This window comes from Rhodococcus sp. 320_ES (genome assembly GCF_059691855.1).
The window spans coordinates 203,263-221,601 of record NZ_JCAWAG010000004.1 but is presented as its reverse complement, the minus strand read 5'-3'; the positions used below and the strand labels follow the sequence as shown (position 1 = coordinate 221,601).

Sequence of the window (18,339 nt, the reverse complement as noted above, 5' to 3'; positions counted from 1 at the left end):
TGATCGACATGACGCTGCAACCCACCCGACTCGAACGCATCACCACCGACGCCGGCGCCGAAGTCGCCATCCTGACTTTCGCCGACGGTGGCCTGAACCTGTTCGACCAGGCCATGTTCGACTCGGTGATCGACAACATCGCGTCGCTCACCGCGGATCCGCCCCGCGCCGTGCTCCTGCGGGCCGAGGGCAAGGTGGTCTCCGGCGGCGTCGACGTCCACGTCTTCGACGGCCTCACCGAGGCCGAGGGCACCGCGCTCTGGGAAGACATGTTCGCCCAGATCGCCCACCCCCTCGAAGACCTGCCCTGCCCGGTCGTCTACGCCGCGCACGGGCTCACCTTGACCGCGGCGCTCGAGATCGCCTTGGCGTGCGACATCATCCTGGCCGCACCGAAGGCGAAGTTCGGGCTCGTGGAAACCGTTGTGGGACTCACTCCTTCGATGGGCGGACCGCAGCGCATGGCCGAGCGTGCCGGGTCCGGGCGGGCGCGCGAGTTCGTCATGACGGGCGACCTGTACGACGCGGCGACGATGCTCGAGTGGGGCGTCGTCAACCAGATCCACGAGGACGTCGACACCGCCGCACGTGCGCTGGCCACGCGTCTCGCCGACGGTCCGACGAAGGCGCACGCCGCGACCAAGGAGATCATCGGCGCGTGGCGCTCGGGCGGTGTGCGACATGCCGATTCGATCACCTCCGCGGTGTCCGGCGCGCTCTTCGAGACCGAGGACCTCAAGGGCGCCGTGCAGAGTTTCCTCGAGGTGGGGCCGGGCAAGGCCACGTACACGGGCCGCTAGCGGTCCCGTTCGCTGATCCATCGGCGTACGGCGGGCGCCATCTCGTCGACCGCCGCCGGCGTCATGAGTTCGCCGTGCGGCGCTGTCACGGAGGTGACGGACGTCGGCCCGGTGCAGTACGGCGCCCAGAAGTCCGAGACGGGACCGAATTTCGCGGTGGTGTTCTCGGAGTCGACGAAGAGGACGGGTCCGGCCCAGGGGCGGGGGACGTACGCGTCGGCCAGTCGGTAGACGCGCACCATCGCTCGGGTGACACGAACGGTCTGTTCGACCGCCAACGGCAGCACGTCGCCGCCCATCGAGCTCCAGAGTTCGCGTACGCGTTCGATCGGGAGGGTGTCGATGCCGTCGATGGTCTCGGGGGTCGCGGGCATACCGAACAGCGTCTCGAACTGGTGCGTCTTGATGTCGTCGCCGGGGGTGATGCTGTGGACCGGGTCGACGAGGGTCAGTGACGCAACATCGTCGGGCAACCCGTCGGCCGCCAGGTGCTCGGCGATCGCGTGCGCGAGAATGCCGCCCACGGACCACCCGACCAGGTGGAACGGCCCGTCCGGGTGCACCGCGCGGATCTCCCCGATGTACCGAGAGGTCAACTCGCGCATCGTGTGTGGTTCGAAGTCGACATCGGTCAGAGCCGGCGAGTGCACACCGAAGACCGTGCGTTCGTCGCCGATCCGACCGGCGAAGTCGATGTAGGGCCAGGCAAGTCCGAGCAGTGGATGAATGCAGAACACCGGGGTCCCGGTGCCGACGCTGGTGAGCGGTGTGACGGTCGGCCATCGTGAGTCGGACGTGGTGAGCTCCGCGGCCAGCTGCTCGACGGAGCCTCGTGTGAAGATCGCGCGGAGCGGGACGTCCGCTGCCGTCGATTCGCGGATCTGGGCAGCCAGTCGTGTTGCGGCGAGCGAATTTCCGCCGAGCGCGAAGAAGTCGTCGTCGAGCCCGATCGATGCTCGATCGAGACCGAGGACGTCGGCCACGGCATCGGCAACGGCGCGCTCGTCGGCCGTCACCGGTGCGCGGAACGGCGCGGTGGTCGCCGTCGGCGCGGGAAGACGATGCCGATCGAGTTTGCCCGACGTGGTCAACGGCAGTTCGTCCAAGACGATGATCTGGGCAGGGACCATGAACTGCGGCAGTGATTCTCGGGCTGCACCGGCGAGAGCGAAGGTGTCGAGAGCGTCCGGGGCAGACGGCGTCACGTAGGACACGAGCCGATCACCGGCGCTGTCGTGATGGACGATCGTCGCGGCCTTGGTCACCCCGCTATGGGCGGCGAGAACGGCGTCGATCTCTCCGAGCTCGATACGTTGCCCGCGAATCTTGACCTGGAAGTCACTGCGACCCAGGTAGATCAGGTTGCCGTGCGTGTCCCACCGAACGAGGTCTCCGGTCCGGTACATCCGCATACCGGGGTCACCGTGCACCGCGGCGACGAACCGTTCGGCTGTCAAGGCGGATCGATGGGCATACCCGCGCGCGAGTTGAGGTCCGGAGAGGTAAAGCTCACCGACGACGTCGACGGGGACGGGTTCGAGACGCGAATCGAGCACCATGGCTCGCAGTCCCCCCACCGGCGTGCCGATGGTGACGCGCTCGTCGGGGTGCAAGGGCGCGGACACGCTCCCCCACACCGTCGTCTCTGTGGGGCCGTAGTCGTTGAACAGCAACCGGTTCGGAGCCCACCGGGACACCACCTCGGGTGGGACGGCTTCACCGGCACTGATGACGACCTCGAGGTCGTCGAGGCCGGTCGGGTCGACCGTGTCCAGGGCGCGCGGGGTGATGACCATGTGCGTGATCGACTGCTCGCGAAGAAGAGCATTCAGTTCGTGCCCGCCGAACACCGTCGGCGGTGCGATCACGAGTGTCCCACGCAGTCCGAGGGCGACGATCATCTCGCCGATACTGGAGTCGAAGGTCGTGGCGCAGGCGGCCACCACCCGCGGCTCGGCGGGCCGGGTCCAGCGTGCGCGGTGGAACGAGATCGCGGTCGTCAGGCCGATGTGGCTGACGGCAACACCTTTGGGCCGTCCCGTCGAGCCGGACGTGTAGAGCACGTAGGCGAGGTGAGCCGGATGCAGCGGCGCGGCCGGCTCGTCGGCAGAGATCGGACCGTCGGTCATCTCACCGAGTCGGCGAACGACGTCCGGGTCGTCGAGACTCCACCAGAAGTCGCCCTCGTCCGGCCTGAGGGCGTCGACCGTCAAGCCCAGCAGCGCAGACGACTCGTCGAGCACGAGGTCGAGGCGGGCTTCGGGGAGGCCCGGATCGAGTGGCAGCAAGGCGGCACCGGCTTTGCTGATGGACCATACCGCGAGGATGTACTCCAGGGAGCGCGTCATGGCGGTTGCGACGACGACGTCGGGACCGGCGCCGGCGCGAATCAGCGCGCGCGCCAGCCGGTTCGATCGCGCATCGAGTTCGGCATAGGTGAGTGTGCGATCACCGTCGACGACGGCGACGGTATCGGGGCTTTGCGCCGCGATGTCGGTGAGAATCTTCGGGAGGGTCTCGGGTGGCTCGGGGGGCCCACCGGTCCGGTTCAGGAGCGACGCACGCTCGGCGCCCGTGACGAGCTCGATGTCGCCCACCACGCGATCCGGTTGTGCCGCAATGCTGGCGAGAACCGAGATCAGGTGACCCGCCAGGCGTTCGATCGTGTCGCGGTCGAACAGATCGGCGGCGTAGGTCAGCGCACCGCCGAGCGCTGCGTCGCGTTCGGCCAGATCGAGGGTGAGGTCGAACCGTGTCGAACCCGTGTCGGCGTCGATCGGCGTCACCGTGAGCCCCGGAAGTTGCAGTTCGGGCATGTCGAAGTTCTGGAACGCCAGCATCACCTGGAACAACGGGTGATGGGCGGCGCTGCGTACCGGGTCGAGCGCGTCGACGATGTGCTCGAACGGCACGTCCGCGTGGGCGAGATCGTCGAGTGTGGCCCGGCGCGACCGGTCCAGAAGGGCCGAGAACGGTTCCGCGACATCGACAGTGGTGCGCAGTACCACCGTGCCGACGAACATTCCCACGAGGTTGTCGAGAGCGGGGTCGCTCCGACCGGCCGTGGGCGTGCCGACCACCACGTCCGTACTCGCCGACCACCGCGCGAGGGTGACGGCCAGAGCGGCGTGGACGACCATGAACAGTGTGGCGTCGGACCGTGCGGCGAGCCGGCGGAGTGCGGACGTGAGGTCGGCGCCCACCGTCACCGGTACGCGCCCACTGCGGTGCGACGGCCGGTCGGTGCGAGGACGGATCGTCGGGAGGTCCATGGCGAGGGGAAGGTCGGCCAGACGGGTGGTCCAATAGTCGAGGTCACGCGCGGCACGTGAGCTCGGGTCGTTCCGGTCACCGAGGACGCGCCTCTGCCACAGCGCGAAGTCGATGTACTGCAGCGGAAGTGGCTCGAGATCGGGCGCGGTGCCGGTGATGCGTGCGCGGTAGCACTCGAGCAGATCGCGGGCCAACGGTGACATCGACCAGCCGTCGGCGGCAATGTGGTGAACCGCGATCACCAGTACGTGATCGTCTGGGCCGAGGGCCAGGACGGTCGCGCGCAGCGGGCTGTCGGTGGTGACATCGAGTGCGGCGCCGACGAATGTCTCGACTTCGGCGCCGACGGTATCGGGAGTGACCGGCACCGGGGACATCTGCACCACTGGCGGTTCCAGAACCTTCTGGTAGGGCTCACCGGATCGATCGGGGTAGACCGTCCTGAGCACTTCGTGACGAGCGACGGTGTCACCGATGGCGGCTCCGAGGACCTCGATGTCGAGATCGCCGACCAGTCTCAGTGCGAGGGGAACGGTGTAACCCGATGCGCCGCGGTCGAATCGGTTCACGAACCACATGCGCTGCTGGGCGAACGACAGTGGCGGGTGCTCCGGCCGACTCGACGGGGCCGGCGCAGTCCGACCAGCCGATGGGCTGTTGTCGAGGATCGCGGCGAGCTCGGCCACGTCGGCTGCGTCGAAGAGTGCCCGCAACGGCACCTCGACCCCCTGCGTCGCGGCCAGTCGCGACGCCACCTGCGTCGCCGACAGGGAGTTGCCGCCCAGAGCGAAGAAGTTGTCGTGCAGACCGATTCGGTCCCCGTCCAGTGACAGGACATCGGCGATCGCCGTGGCGACGGCCTTCTCCGTCGGCGAGACCGGCGCACGGAACCGGGTGGCCGGTGTGCTCGGGGTGGGTAGCGCTCGGCGGTCGAGCTTGCCCGACGTGGTGGTCGGGAGATCGTCTAGCACGACGATCTGTGCGGGCACCATGTAGCGCGGAAGTCGCGCCGCCGCCCGGGAGGTCAGGTGATCGGTGTCGATGTCGTGTCCGACGACGTAGGAGACCAAGCGATCGTCTCGGACCACGGTGACGGACCGCCGAACCGACGCGTCCGAGCGCAGGACGCTGTCGATCTCGCCGAGCTCGATACGCAGGCCGCGGAGCTTGACCTGGAAATCGCTGCGCCCCAAATACTTCAGGGTGCCGTCGTCGGTCCACCGCACCAGGTCGCCCGTTCTGTACATGCGGGTGCCGGCCGGGGCGAAGGACGGCGTTGCGACGAACCGACCGGCGGTCTGCGCCGCGGCGCCGATGTACCCGCGGGCGAGTTGGTCGCCCGAGAGGTACAACTCGCCGGTCACCCCGACAGGCACGGGCTCGAGACGCCGATCGAGCACCCACGCGTGCAGACCGCGCACCGGTCGGCCGATGGTGATCGAGGCCGCCGGATCGAGTGGTCCGGCCGAGGATCCCCAGATCGTGGTCTCGCTGGGCCCGTACTCGTTGAAGAGCGCACGCCCCGGCGCCCAGGCCTCTGCCAGTTCCGGAGGGCATTCCTCGCCGACGCTCAGAACCACCCGAAGCCCCTCGTGCGCAGCAGGATCGAGTGTTTCGAGTGCGCGCGGTGTGAGCATGGCGTGGGTGACCGCATGGTCGTGCAGAAGCTGTGCGAGCGCGCCGGCGGCGAACACCATCGGTGGTGCGATGACGAGCGGCGCCGCTAGGGCGACGGCCATCAGAAGCTCCCCGATCGACGCGTCGAACGTCGGCGAGGCCACGGCGAGCACGCGGGCGTCGTCGCCTCGAGGGAGGCGTGCGCGGAGATCGGTGACCGTGTTGTGGAGGCCTCGATGGGTGACGGCGACGCCCTTGGGCGTCCCGGTCGACCCGGAGGTGTAGACGACGTACGCGAGCTGGTCGACGTGGACCGTTCCTGCCACGGTTCCCGTCGTGTCGGATGCATCCGGACGTATCCACTCGATACTCGGCAGAACGGCGTCGGCCGTCGAGACACCCAGGACAGCACCGGTTTCGGTGAGGATGTGCTGTATCCGCTCGGCCGGATGGGTGGGGTCGAGAGGCACGAACGCAGCACCGGTCTTCGTCACCGCCCACAGGGCGACGACGTAGTCGACGGATCGCGGGAGCGCCACGGCCACCACGGTCTCGGGGCCGGCGCCGCGTCGAACCAGTGCGCGCGCGAGGCCGTCGGACCGGGTGTCGAGCTCTGCGTAGGTGAGGGTTACGTCGGCCGTGACGACGGCGAGTCCCGAAGGAGTGGCCCGGGCCGCGTCGGAGAGGATGTCGCGCAGCGTCTTCGGCGCTCTCGACGCGCCTCCACTCCGCCCGAGGAGATCGGCGCGTTCTGCCGGCGTCATCACGTCGATGTCGTACGCCGGGATGTACGGTTTCTGCGCCACGGCCGTCAGGACACGGCCCAGCATCGTCGTGAACCGTTCGATGCTGCCGCGGTCGAACAGGTCCCTGGCGTAGGTCACGGACGCCTCGAGTGCGCCCGACGGCCGATCGACGACGTCGAGGACGAGGTCGAACACCGCTGCCGCGCTGCCGGCGTCGATGGGCTCGACGCCCAGTCCGGCGACGTCGAGACGTGCTTCGGTGGTGTTCTGAAACGCGATCATGACCTGCACGAGGGGGTGGCGCGCGGTGTCCCGGCGGATGTCGAGCGCGTCGACGAGCACCTCGAAAGGAAGGTCCGCGTGCTCGAACGCGCTCAGGGTGTCGGCGCGAGCGTCGGACAGCATGGTCTCGAACGACGTCGCGTCGTCGATCGTGGTGCGGAGGACCACGGTGTTGACGAACATTCCGACCAGGTCGTCCAGCTCCGGCGCGGTGCGGCCCGCCACGGCCGTTCCGACGACGATGTCGGTGGTACCCGACCAGCGCGAGAGCGCCAGCGCGAAGGCCGCACGCACCACCATGAACAGCGTCGCCTGGTGTTCCGCGGCCAGATCCCGCAGGGCCGATGCGGTGTCGAGGTCGATGTCGAGACGGACGCGGTCACCGGCGAACGACGGTGCGGCCGGGCGGGGGCGGTCCGTGGGCAGGTCGAGATCGGGCTCGAGACCGGCGAGTCGGTCTCGCCAGTAGGACAGTTGCGAGCCGAGAACGGAGTGCTGGTCGGCCGGGTCGCCGAGAGTCGTGCGCTGCCACACCGCGAAATCTGCGTACTGGACCGGGAGCGGTGCCGGGGCGGATCCGGTGCCGGTGCGGCGCGCATCGTAGGCAGCGACGACATCTCGGGTCAACGGCGCCAACGACCATCCGTCGGCGGCGATGTGATGGAGCACGACCACCAGAACATGCTGCGTGGCATCGATTTCTACGATTGCGGTCCGGATCGGAGCGTCCGAGCGGACGTCGAAGGGATCCGCCGTGAGCTCACGGATCACCTCGCGCGGATCCTGCCCGACGCGTCGAATCGTGCGCGGGACGTCCTCGGCCGTTCGGACCAGTTGCCGAACCCCGTCGTCCGACTCCGGATAGACCGTGCGCAGCACCTCGTGCCGCGTCACGACGTCGTGAAGCGCGAGATCGAGTGCGTCGGTGTCGAGTTCGCCGGTCAGCCGCAGCGCGAGAGGAATCACGTAGGCGCCGCCGCTGCGGTCGAACCGATTCAGGAACCACATGCGCTCCTGGCTGAACGACAGCGGAACAGGGTCGGGGCGCTGCCCGGACGTCAGGGCGATTCGCGTCGTCGACCCGGTCATCGCGTCCACGGCCCGAGCCAGATCGACGACGCGAGGTGCGTCGAACACGGTTCTGACCGGGACGGCCGTCGACGTCGCGGCGGTGAGTCTCGCGGCCAGTCTGGTTGCGCTGAGGGAGTTTCCGCCGAGCTGGAAGAAGTCGTCGTCGAGTCCGATCTGCGTGCTGCCGACGATTTCGGCGATACAGTCGGCGACGATTCGTTCGGTGTCGGTGCTCGGGGCCCGGAACTCCGAGGTCATCGGTAGGGGAGCCGGGAGTGCGCGGCGGTCCACCTTCCCGGACGTGGTCGTCGGCAGGGCCGACAGTTCGACGATGCGGGTCGGAACCATGTAGCGGGGAAGCACTGCGCCGAGCGAGGTGGCGAGACGCTCACTGTCCACGTTGGTTCCGACGACGTAGGAGACGAGCTGCTCGTCCACCACCGCCGTGACCGCCTGCTGCACGGCCGGGTCTCGGCGCAGCGCGCTGTCGATTTCGCCGAGCTCGATGCGCAGGCCGCGCACTTTGACCTGGAAGTCGCTGCGGCCCAGGTACAGAAGGGTGTTGTCGTTGGTCCACCGGACGAGGTCGCCGGTGCGGTACATGCGCGATCCGCCCGGAGCTGCGACGAATCGTGCTGCGGTAGCGCCGGATCGGCCGATGTATCCGCGGGCCAGTTGGTCGCCGGCGAGGTAGAGCTCGCCGGTCACCCCGACCGGTACGGGCACCAACCGAGCATCGAGAGCGTGTGTCCGGATGCCGCGGAGTGGCCGGCCGATCGTGACGGTGCCGCCCGGCTGCATAGGCCCAGCGGAGGTGGCCCAGATGGTGGTTTCGCTCGGACCGTACTCGTTGAACATCGCGTGCGTCCGCGACCAGGCAGCGACCAGGTCGGGTGGGCACGCCTCACCGACGCTGAGAACGACCCGAAGGTCGTTGTCCGACTTCGGGTCCAGGGTGTTCAGGGCGCTGGGCGTCAGCATGGCGTGGGTGACGTGGTGCTGCGCGATCAACGCAGCCAGCGCGTCACCGCCGAAGACGCTGGGAGGCGCCACGATCAACGGCGCCTGCAGAGCCAGCGCGATCAGCAGCTCTCCCACGCACGCGTCGAACGTGGGGGACGAGACCGCCAGAATGCGGGCGTTGTCACCGTGACCCAGGCGTGCGCGGTGGTCGACGAGGTTGTTGTGCAGGCCTCGATGGGTGACGGCAACGCCTTTGGGGACGCCCGTCGAACCCGACGTGTAGATCACGTAGGCGAGGTGATCGACCGACTGTTCCGGGAGTGGGCAGTCGCGGAGCGGGTCTTCGGGAACGGCGGCGACGTCGATCCACCGATGCGGTGGTAGCGCGTTCAGGTGCGCGGAGTCGGTGATCCCCAGCAGCGCAGACGATTCGGTCAGGATGTGGCGCAACCGCTCGGTGGGGTGTGTGGGGTCGAGGGGCAGGAACGCGGCACCGGACTTGGTGACAGCCCAGAGCGCGACGACGAGGTCGATCGACCGCGGTAGCGCAAGGGCCACGATCTCGTCCGGCCCCGCTCCCTGCTCTGTCAGCAGTCGGGCGAGGACGTCGGACCGTTCGTCCAACTCGGCGTAGGGCACGGTGACGTCCTCGTACACGATCGCGGGTGCGGTGGGAGCGGCGTTCACCACGTCGGCAAGCATGGCGCGCAACGTCAGCGGTTCGGTCGGAGCTTCGCCATCGGGTACGGCGGGCACTCCTGCGAGCGGAATGTCGCCGACGACCACCGCGGGATTCTTCGCCACCGCGCCGAGGATGCTGCGGTAGTGATCCACCAGTCGTTCGGCGCTGACGCGGTCGAAGAGGTCGGTCGCGTACGTCAGGGATGCGGTCAGTTCCTCACCGGCGTCCCGAATGTCGATGAGAAGATCGAAATGTGCTGCGGGGCCGCCGACCTCCTCCGGCGTGACGGTCAGTCCCGGCATCGTCACCGACCTGGCAGCAGTGTTCTGGAAGGCGATCATCACGTGCACGAGTGGGTGGCGCGCTGCGGTGCGGTCGACGTCGAGTTCGTCGACGAGTCGCTCGAACGGCAGTTCCGAGTGCGCGTAGGCCTCGAGCGCTTCGTCTCGTCCGATGCCCAACAGATCGGTGAACGGCGAGGCGATGTCGACGGTCGTGCGTAGCACCAGCGTGTTGACGAACATGCCGACCAGATCGTCGAGGGCGGAATCGGTGCGCCCGGCGATCGGAGTTCCGACGGCGATGTCGTCGCTCCCGGTCCACCGCGACAGCGTGGCCGCGAAGACGCTGTGCAGCAGCATGAACGGGGTGGCGCGGTGCTCGGCGGCCACAGCGCGAAGTGTTGCGGTGGTCGCGGCGTTCACGGTGAACGGCACCCGAGCGCTTCGACCGGTCGGTTCGAGCGGCCTCGGTCGGTCGGTGGGCAGGTCCAACGCGTCGGGCATGCCCGCGAGACGCTGCCGCCAGTACGCGAGATCGCTGCCCTCGACGACGGCCGTCCGCTCTGTTTGCCACACTGCGAAGTCGGCGTACTGCACGGGCAGCGGCGCGAACGACGGTCGTTCACCGCGGGTGCGAGCGGAGTAGGCGGTGACGAGATCACTCATGAGCGGTGTCATCGACCACCCGTCGGCAGCGATGTGGTGCAGGGAAAGAACAAGCACCTCGCCGACGAGGTTTGCACGAAGCGGAATCTGCTTGGTGATATCGAACGACTCGGCCGCGTCGACCGATCCGTCGTGTACCTCGACCTGAAGCTGCACCTGATCCATCGCCAGAATCTTCTGGCGCGGATCGCCGTCGACGGCGGGGTAGATCGTGCGGAGGATCTCGTGACGCTCGACCACGTCTCGCAGCGCCGCGTCGAGGGCGGCCGCGTCGAGAGTTCCGTCGAGACGCAGGACGATCGGCATCACGTAACCCGAACCAACAGCCACGGATTCACCGGCGCCGAACTGGTCGACGAACCACATCCGCTGCTGCGCGAACGACAGCGGGATCGGATCCGGTCGGGGCATCGGAACCAGTGCCGGTCCGGTCGGTGCGTCGGAGTTCTCGTCCACTGCGCGGGCGAGCAGCAGCACGGTCGGCGAATCGAACACGACTCGTACGGGCAGATCGACGTCGAGCGAGTTGCGCAGCGCAGATGCGAGTTGCATTGCGCCGATGGAATTTCCGCCCAGCCCGAAGAAGTCGTCGTCTCGCCCGACCGGATCGGTGAGGTCGAGAACTTGGGCGAACGCCCTCGCCACGGCTGCTTCGGTGGGTGTGCTCGGTGGACGGTAGTCGGTCAGGTTCGTTGCGGGGCTGGGCAATGCGCGGCGGTCCAGTTTTCCCGACTCGGTCACCGGCATCGCGTCGAGCACGACGATCCTGCTGGGAACCATGTACCGGGGAACCCGGCGCGCGACCGTGTCGGCGACGTCGCGGGTGTTCCCGCGCACCCCGGTGACGTAGGCGACCAGCATCTCGTCTCGCACGACGGTCACCGCGTCGTCGACTTCCGGGTGCGCACGCAGGGCGGCGTCGATCTCGCCCAGTTCGATGCGCTGACCCCGCAGCTTGACCTGAAAGTCGCTGCGGCCCAGATACTCCAGTTCGCCGGAGTCGGTCCACCGGGCCAGGTCGCCGGTGCGATAGAGCCGCTGCCCGTCGGCTGCGGCGACGAACCGCTCCGCGGTGAGGCCGCTGCGGCCCACGTACCCACGTGCGAGCTGTCCGCCCGCCAGGTAGAGCTCGCCGGTCACATTGATCGGGGCGGTTCGAAGCCTGTCGTCGAGGACGTGAGCTTCGGTGTTCCAGACCGGTCGGCCGATGGGAACGACGGTGGTGTCCAGGGCCGCGACGTGGTGGTAGGTCACGTCGATGGCGGCTTCGGTGGGGCCGTAGAGATTGTGGACGCATGCGCCGGTGAGCTCGGCGGCCCGGTGCGCGACCGCTGGAGTCAGTGCTTCCCCCGACGCCAGAATGTGTTGCAGTGTCGTGCACGACGACGCTGCGGGTTCGGAGACGAAGACCGAGAGCATCGACGGGACGAAGTGGGCCACGGTGACCCGTTCGGCACGGACGAGTGCGACCAGCGCTGCAGCGTCTCGGTGCGCGTCCGGTTCCGCAATCACTATGCGCGCGCCGACCTGCAACGGCAGGAACAGCTCCCACACCGAGACGTCGAACGTGACCGGTGTCTTGTGCAGCACTGTGTCGTCCGGACCGAGCTCCAGATGGTGACCGCGCCAACGCAATTGATTCGTCACGGCCTCGTGCGTGACGCCGACCCCCTTGGGGTGACCGGTCGACCCCGACGTGAAGATCACGTAGGCGAGGTGGCCGGGGCGTGCGGGCGTCGGTCGCACTGCGGCGTCGGTGACGGTCCCGTCCACCGTCAGCCACGGTACGGACTGTGGAACCGACGATGCCGACGATTCGACGGTGAGTCCCAGAGCGGCACCGGAGTCGGCGAGGATTCGGTGCACGCGCTCGGCCGGGTGATCGAGATCGACGGGTACGTAGTGTCCGCCGGCTTCGAGAACCGCGTAGACACCGACGAACAGTTCGAACGAGCGTGGGATGGCCACCGCCACGGCCATCTCGGGGCCGACACCCGCGGCAGCGAGACGTGCCGCGAGAGTTGTGACACGCGAGGCGAACTCGTCGTACGTCAGACTCTGTCCGCGGAACGTCAGCGCCACCGCGTTCGGCGTGCGAGCAGCAGCGGCGCGGAACAGCTCGGGCAGCGTGGCGGGCGGCAGCGGGTGCACGGTGTCGTTCCACCGTGCGACGAGCCGGCGGTCGCGGTCGCCCGCGAGATCGATGTCCGCGATGGCTCCACGCGGCCCACGGCCCATGGCATCGAGGACGCGGAGGAATTGGTCCGTGATGCGTCCGATGCCGACGCTGTCGAAGAGGTCGGGACGGTATGTCGCGCGCACCCGGAGTCGGCCGTCGGGTTCGATTGTTACTGCCAGGCTCAGCGGGTAGTGGGTGGAGTCGAGTACGTCGACACCGGCCACCGTGGGCCCGTCTCGCTCCGCGAGCAGAGCATCCCGGTCGACGGGATACGACTCGAAGGCGACGGACGTGTCGAACAATCCGGCCGCAAGGACGGCCAAGTCGACGTGATGGTGATCGAGCAATCGCGCCTGCTCGTGGTGGAGTCGAACGAGTGCCGACGCCACGCTCTCGTCGGGAGTCCACCGCACTCTCGCCGCAATCGTGTTGATACACAACCCGATCATCGCGCCCACGCCGTCGAGTTCGGGTGGGCGTCCGGACACCGTCGCGCCGAACACGACGTCGCGCCTCGACGTGTGGGCACCGAGGACGAGTCCCCACGCGAGTGTGACCATGGTGTTCAGGGTGACGCCGACGCCGCGTGCCGCGGAGACGATGCGGGCGGTGGTGACCTCGTCGAGATCGGCGGCAACCTCGTCGGACACGTACTCGATGTGGTGCGAGCGAGCCGAGGGAGCGACGAGCGTCGGCTCCTCGATCCCTGCGAGCGCGCTGCGCCACACCTGCAGCGACTCTTCGGAATCGAGGGTGGCGAGCCACTGCAGATAGTCGCGGAAGGGTCGCGGCGACGGCGCCGCTGCGTCGTCTCGCGTGTAGCAGGCGAGGAGATCGGCGAGGAGGAGCGGCATCGACCAGCCATCGAGGAGAACGTGATGCTGGGCGAGGACCAGTCGTCGACGGCCCCGGCCCAGTGTCACCAGCGTGAACGCGAGGGCGGGCGGGTCGCCGATGTCGATTCGATCGGCGCGGCGATCGTCGACGAATCGCTCGAATGCGTTCTCGGGGTCGGCGTCCGAGGTGAGGTCGACCTCGGCCCATCGAACGGGAGTGGCACCGACCACGACCTGCACCGGCTGCCCGGAAGCCGTGACCACGAACGCCGTTCGCAGGTTCTCGTGGCGATCGAGTACGGCCTGCGCTGCGCGGCCAAGCCGCCGGTGGTCCAGTGGGCCGACCAGGTCGACGACGGAGTGGACGGTGTAGAGGTCGACGTCCTGTGCAACCGACGAGTGGAACATCAGTCCGGTCTGCAGCGGGGTCAGCGGCCAGACGTCCGTCACCGTCGGGTACCGCTCGGTGATCTCGTCGACCTCGTTCTGCGACAACGTGATCAGCGGAAAATCCGACGGGGTGTGCCCGCCGACGGGCCCCGAGTCGATGTACGCGGCGCATCCGAGAAGGGCGCGCTCGAAGAGTTCGGTGAACTCGTGTGCCTCGTCCTGTCCGAGAAGGTCACCGGCGTAGACGATCCGGGCTCGCAGACTCCCGTCGTCGACGATGGCGTCCACGCTGACGACGGCGTCCGCGGGCATGTCGTCGTCGGGCCGCGGGAACAGCTCGCCGAATCGGTCGACCGGCGCCCAGGCCGATTCGGCGGGGCGCGTCACCCATCCGAGATAGTTGAACGCGATCTGTGGTCGCTGGGGGAACTGCGCGGGCTGCGCGGACTCCAGGATGCCGAAACCGATTCCGTTGTCCGGTATTTCCGCGATGCTTTCCTTCGCGGCGCGCAGCACGGCGCCGGCCGCAGATCCTCCGTCGAGCGCGTCACCGACGTCGACGTCGGTGAGATCGACACGAACCGGGAAAACCGTTGTGAACCACCCGACCGTCCGAGAGGTGTCGGCACCCGGCAGAACGGAATCCTCGCGGCCGTGCCCCTCCATCGCGATCAGGGTGGCCGGTGCGTCGATGCCGCGGCGAGCGCGCCACGACCGGACGGCGACGGCGAGCGCGCCGAGGAGCGTGTCGTGTGCGTGACCGTGGTAGAGCGATGCACCCCGCCGGACGAGCGAATCGGTGACCGCCCGCTCCAGAACGAGCTCCACATGTCCTGTGTCGCGCGCGAAGTCGCGACTCGGGTCCAGGGTTCGTGATCCGAGTGGGGGATCGTCGGCGGCGAGGATCCGCTGCCAGACGTCGCGCTGCGAGGCGACAGCGGGGGTGTCGGCCAGCCGGGCGAGCCCGTGAGCCCACCGCCGCATCGACGTGCCCACGGGTGGGAGTTCGGGGGTGCGGCCCGCCGACACGTCCTGCCACGCGCGCATCAGGTCGGCCACGATGATCCGCCAGGACACGCCGTCGACGGCGATGTGGTGGACGAGGAGTAGCAGTCGCCCCGGTGTGTCGTCGGATGTGTCCAGCCACAGGGCACGCAGAACGGATCCCGTTGTCGGGTCCAGTGAATCGGCAAGGCGGTCGATGGCGGCGCCCGCCGACGTGGTCTCCGACGGCATCTCCTCGAGGATGTTCTCGACGTCGACGGAGCCGGGTGGTTGCGCGTCGAGCACCCAGCCGTCGGCGGAGGGCGACAGTCGTGCGCGCAGCATGTCGTGCCGATCCACGACGGCGGTGAGGGTGGCCACGATCTCCGCCCGGCCGATTCCGGCGGGGAGCCCCAGCAGCATGGATTGACCGAATCGGTCGAACGACCCTCCACGGGTGACCAATCTGCGCACGATCGGAGTGAGGTCGATGCGCCCGACGCCGCCTCCGGGAAGTTCGTCGAGCGTTTCGATGTCGGCGTCTCCGCGTCGTGCGACCGCGGCGATGCGGGCTACCGTCTTGTTCTCGAAGATCTCACGCGCCGACACCTGCAACCCGCGTTCGGCGAGCAGAGTGACGAGTCGAATCGACATGATGCTGTCGCCGCCGAGCGTGAAGAAATCGTCGTCGCGGCCCATGGTCTCGTCGGACCCGAGCACGTCGGAGAATGCCGCCGCGACGGCCGCTTCGGCGTCGGTGTCGGGCGCACTGCGCGGTCGGGAGTACACCGAGGTCGGTTCGGGAAGCGCGCGTCGGTCCACTTTGCCCGACGGCGTCGTGGGGAGCGCGTCCAGCGCGACGATGCGCGACGGCACCATGTAGCTCGGAAGAGACTGAGACAGAACGGTACCGAGTTCGTCGGTGTCGATGTCGTCACCACTGACGTACGAGACGAGGGTCCCATGCTCGCGCACCACCGTAACGGCGTCGCGCACACCGTCCAGTTTCCGCAGCGCCGCGTCGATGTCCCCGAGTTCGACGCGCGCCCCACGCACCTTGACTTGAAAGTCGTTGCGGCCGAGATAGTCGAGCCGGTGGTCGAGGCTCCAGCGAACGCGGTCGCCGGTGCGGTACATGCGCTCGCCGTCTGCGAGTGCGACGAAACGCTCGGCGGTCGCCGCGGCGCGGCCCACGTATCCGCGCGCCAGGGACGGCCCGGACAGATAGAGCTCGCCCGGCACTCCGGCAGGTACGTCGCGCAATCGCGAATCGAGGACGTGCGCAGTGGTTCCGGCGATGGGCGTTCCGATGTGCACCGGGGCGTCGGCGTCGAGAGCAGTGGAACCGGTCGCCCAGATGGTGGCTTCGGTGGGGCCGTAGTCGTTGTGGAACGAGCGGCCGGGGGCCCACCTGTCCACCAGCATCTGCGGGCACTGCTCCCCGACGGTCATCACGGCGCGCAGAGCGTCGAGGCCGTCGGGTTCCAGCGAACCGAGAACGCTCGGGGTCAGGATGGCGTGGGTGACCTCGTGGTCGGAGATCAGGCGGTGAAGGGGTTCACCGGCGTAGCTGTCGGCCGGAGCGACGACCAGCCTGGCCGAGAGCGCAGCCGCGAGGAGAAGCTCGGCGATCGACGCGTCGAAGGTCGGGGAGGCCACGGCCAGAACAATGGCGTTCCCGAGACCGGCCGAGAACCGCGCACGGTGCGCGTCGACGAACGACGACAGCCCCCGGTGCGTGACGGCAACACCTTTCGGCCGGCCCGTCGAGCCGGAGGTGTATACGACGTACGCCAGGTGGTCCTCGCGCAGTGGCGCCCGGCGGTCCCGGTGGTCGACGGCGCTCGACGGATCGGTTCCAGGGACGTCCGGACCGATCCACGTGACCCGCTCGGACGGTAGGGCGTGTGAGTCCGAAATCCCCAGCGTCACCGAGCATTCGGCGAGGATGGTAGCGAGCCGATCGGCCGGCTGCTCCGGGTCGAGGGGCAGGAAGGCGGCACCCGTCTTGGCCACCGCCCACAGCGTCACCACGTACTCGATCGACCGGGGGAGCGCGATCGCCACCACGGACCCGGGTCCGGCGCCGTCGGCAATCAGTCTGTGCGCGAGCCTGTTCGACCAGCGGTCGAGCTCGGAACGGTCGGCGACTCGGGTCTCGAATCGCACGTCGGTCATGGCGTCCGTGAGCAGATCGGGGAGCAGGCGCACCGGTGCGGCGGGACCGCCGTGCCGAGGAATCTCGTCGGCTCGGTCCGTGTCGTCGTGGATGTCGATCGACCCGATCGCAGTGTCACCGGGGCCGCGCAGGAAGAGATCCATGATTCGGGTGAGCCGGCGTCCGTGGCGCAGGATCTCCGCCTCGTCGTACCGAGTCGGATTCCACTGGATGTCCACGTGCAGCGGCTCGTCATCGGTGCCGGGGTAGAGGTTGACGGCAACGTCGTGAATCGGACCCGACGAGAGAATTTCCACCGGCGCCGGCGTACCGGCGAAATCGAGGGGTGCAACGAACGGCATCACGTTGACCAGAGGCCCGAAGAACACGCCGAACGTGCGTGCCTCCACGTCGACGATTCGGTCCCAGTCCTGAAATCTCTGGTGCCGCAACGCCCCGGTGATCTGCAGGCGTACCGCGTCGACGAGATCGGACACGGACGCAGTGTCGGCCGCATGCACCGTCAGCGGAAGAACATTGGCGAGCGTGCCTCCGGTCGACCGCAGGAAAGCCGTCGTTCGTCCCGAGACCGGCAGTCCGAGAACGACATCGGTCGAATCGGTGATTCTCGACAGGTAGAGAGCGAACGCAGCGATCAAGGCGGCCGCGTCGGGACCGTCGGGAAGCGCGGACCCCTCCCAGGGCACCCGCACTGCCCGAGGTTGCGCGGGCGCGCCGACCGGACGCGTCGAGGCCGTCGACGAGCCGATGCCGTCGCCGATGCAGTCCTGCCAGTAGCGAAGGTCGTCGGCGTACCGGTTGGACCGGCGGTACTTCGCGTCGATGCTCGCGAGTTCGGCCATGTCGTCCAGGTCCGGAACGTGCCCCTTCGTCGTCCGCCCGGAGTAGATGTCGGCGATGCGCCGAATGAGGTTGAACGCGCCGAATCCGTCGAGGATCAGGTGGTGCGCCCGGAGATACAGAAACGTGCGGTCACCCGGCAGGCGAAGGAGCACCGTGTGGAGCAGTCGCTCGCTGGACAGCGTTGTGGGCGTGGCGAAATCGGCACGCATCCAGTTCCGCGCACGATCGACGGCGTTCTCGAGCGATCTCATGTCGACGACGTCGATCTCGTAGGGCGCGTCGACATCCTTGGTGATCATGGGGGTTCCGCCCACGTCCACGAGACGAATCTGGGTGTGCCCGTTCTCGAACCGCGCAGTGTGCAACACGTCGAGAAGATGGTCGATCGTGGAGAGACCTGCGATGTCGAGATACAGAGCGACCGTGAACGCCGTATCGGGAGCGAGATGCTGGGCCAACCAGAGCGAATGCTGTGCGGCCGAGAGTGCGACCAAGTCACGCTCGTGGTCGGACGGGTCGATCACCGATCGAGAGCCGCGGTCACTGC

At 68.3% G+C, this 18,339-nt stretch carries 2 protein-coding genes; one reads left to right on the top strand and one right to left on the bottom strand.

Annotated features, from left to right (window positions below; translation table 11 throughout):
* Positions 1 to 8 precede the first annotated feature (8 nt).
* Positions 9 to 800, top strand: coding sequence for an enoyl-CoA hydratase/isomerase family protein (locus AC59JP_RS15505; protein ID WP_497326702.1), 792 nt, complete (start codon positions 9 to 11; stop codon positions 798 to 800).
* Here the strand turns inward: AC59JP_RS15505 and AC59JP_RS15500 are convergent.
* Positions 797 to 18,316, bottom strand: a complete 17,520-nt coding sequence (locus tag AC59JP_RS15500) for an amino acid adenylation domain-containing protein (RefSeq protein WP_497326701.1) — start codon at positions 18,314 to 18,316, stop codon at positions 797 to 799. The genes AC59JP_RS15505 and AC59JP_RS15500 overlap by 4 nt on opposite strands.
* Between the last annotated feature and the right edge of the window lie 23 nt (positions 18,317 to 18,339).

Bases quoted from the DNA above. Each gene is read 5' to 3' on its own strand.
- AC59JP_RS15505 (WP_497326702.1), top strand. From the start codon at position 9: ATGACGCTGCAACCCACCCGACTCGAACGCATCACCACCGACGCCGGC.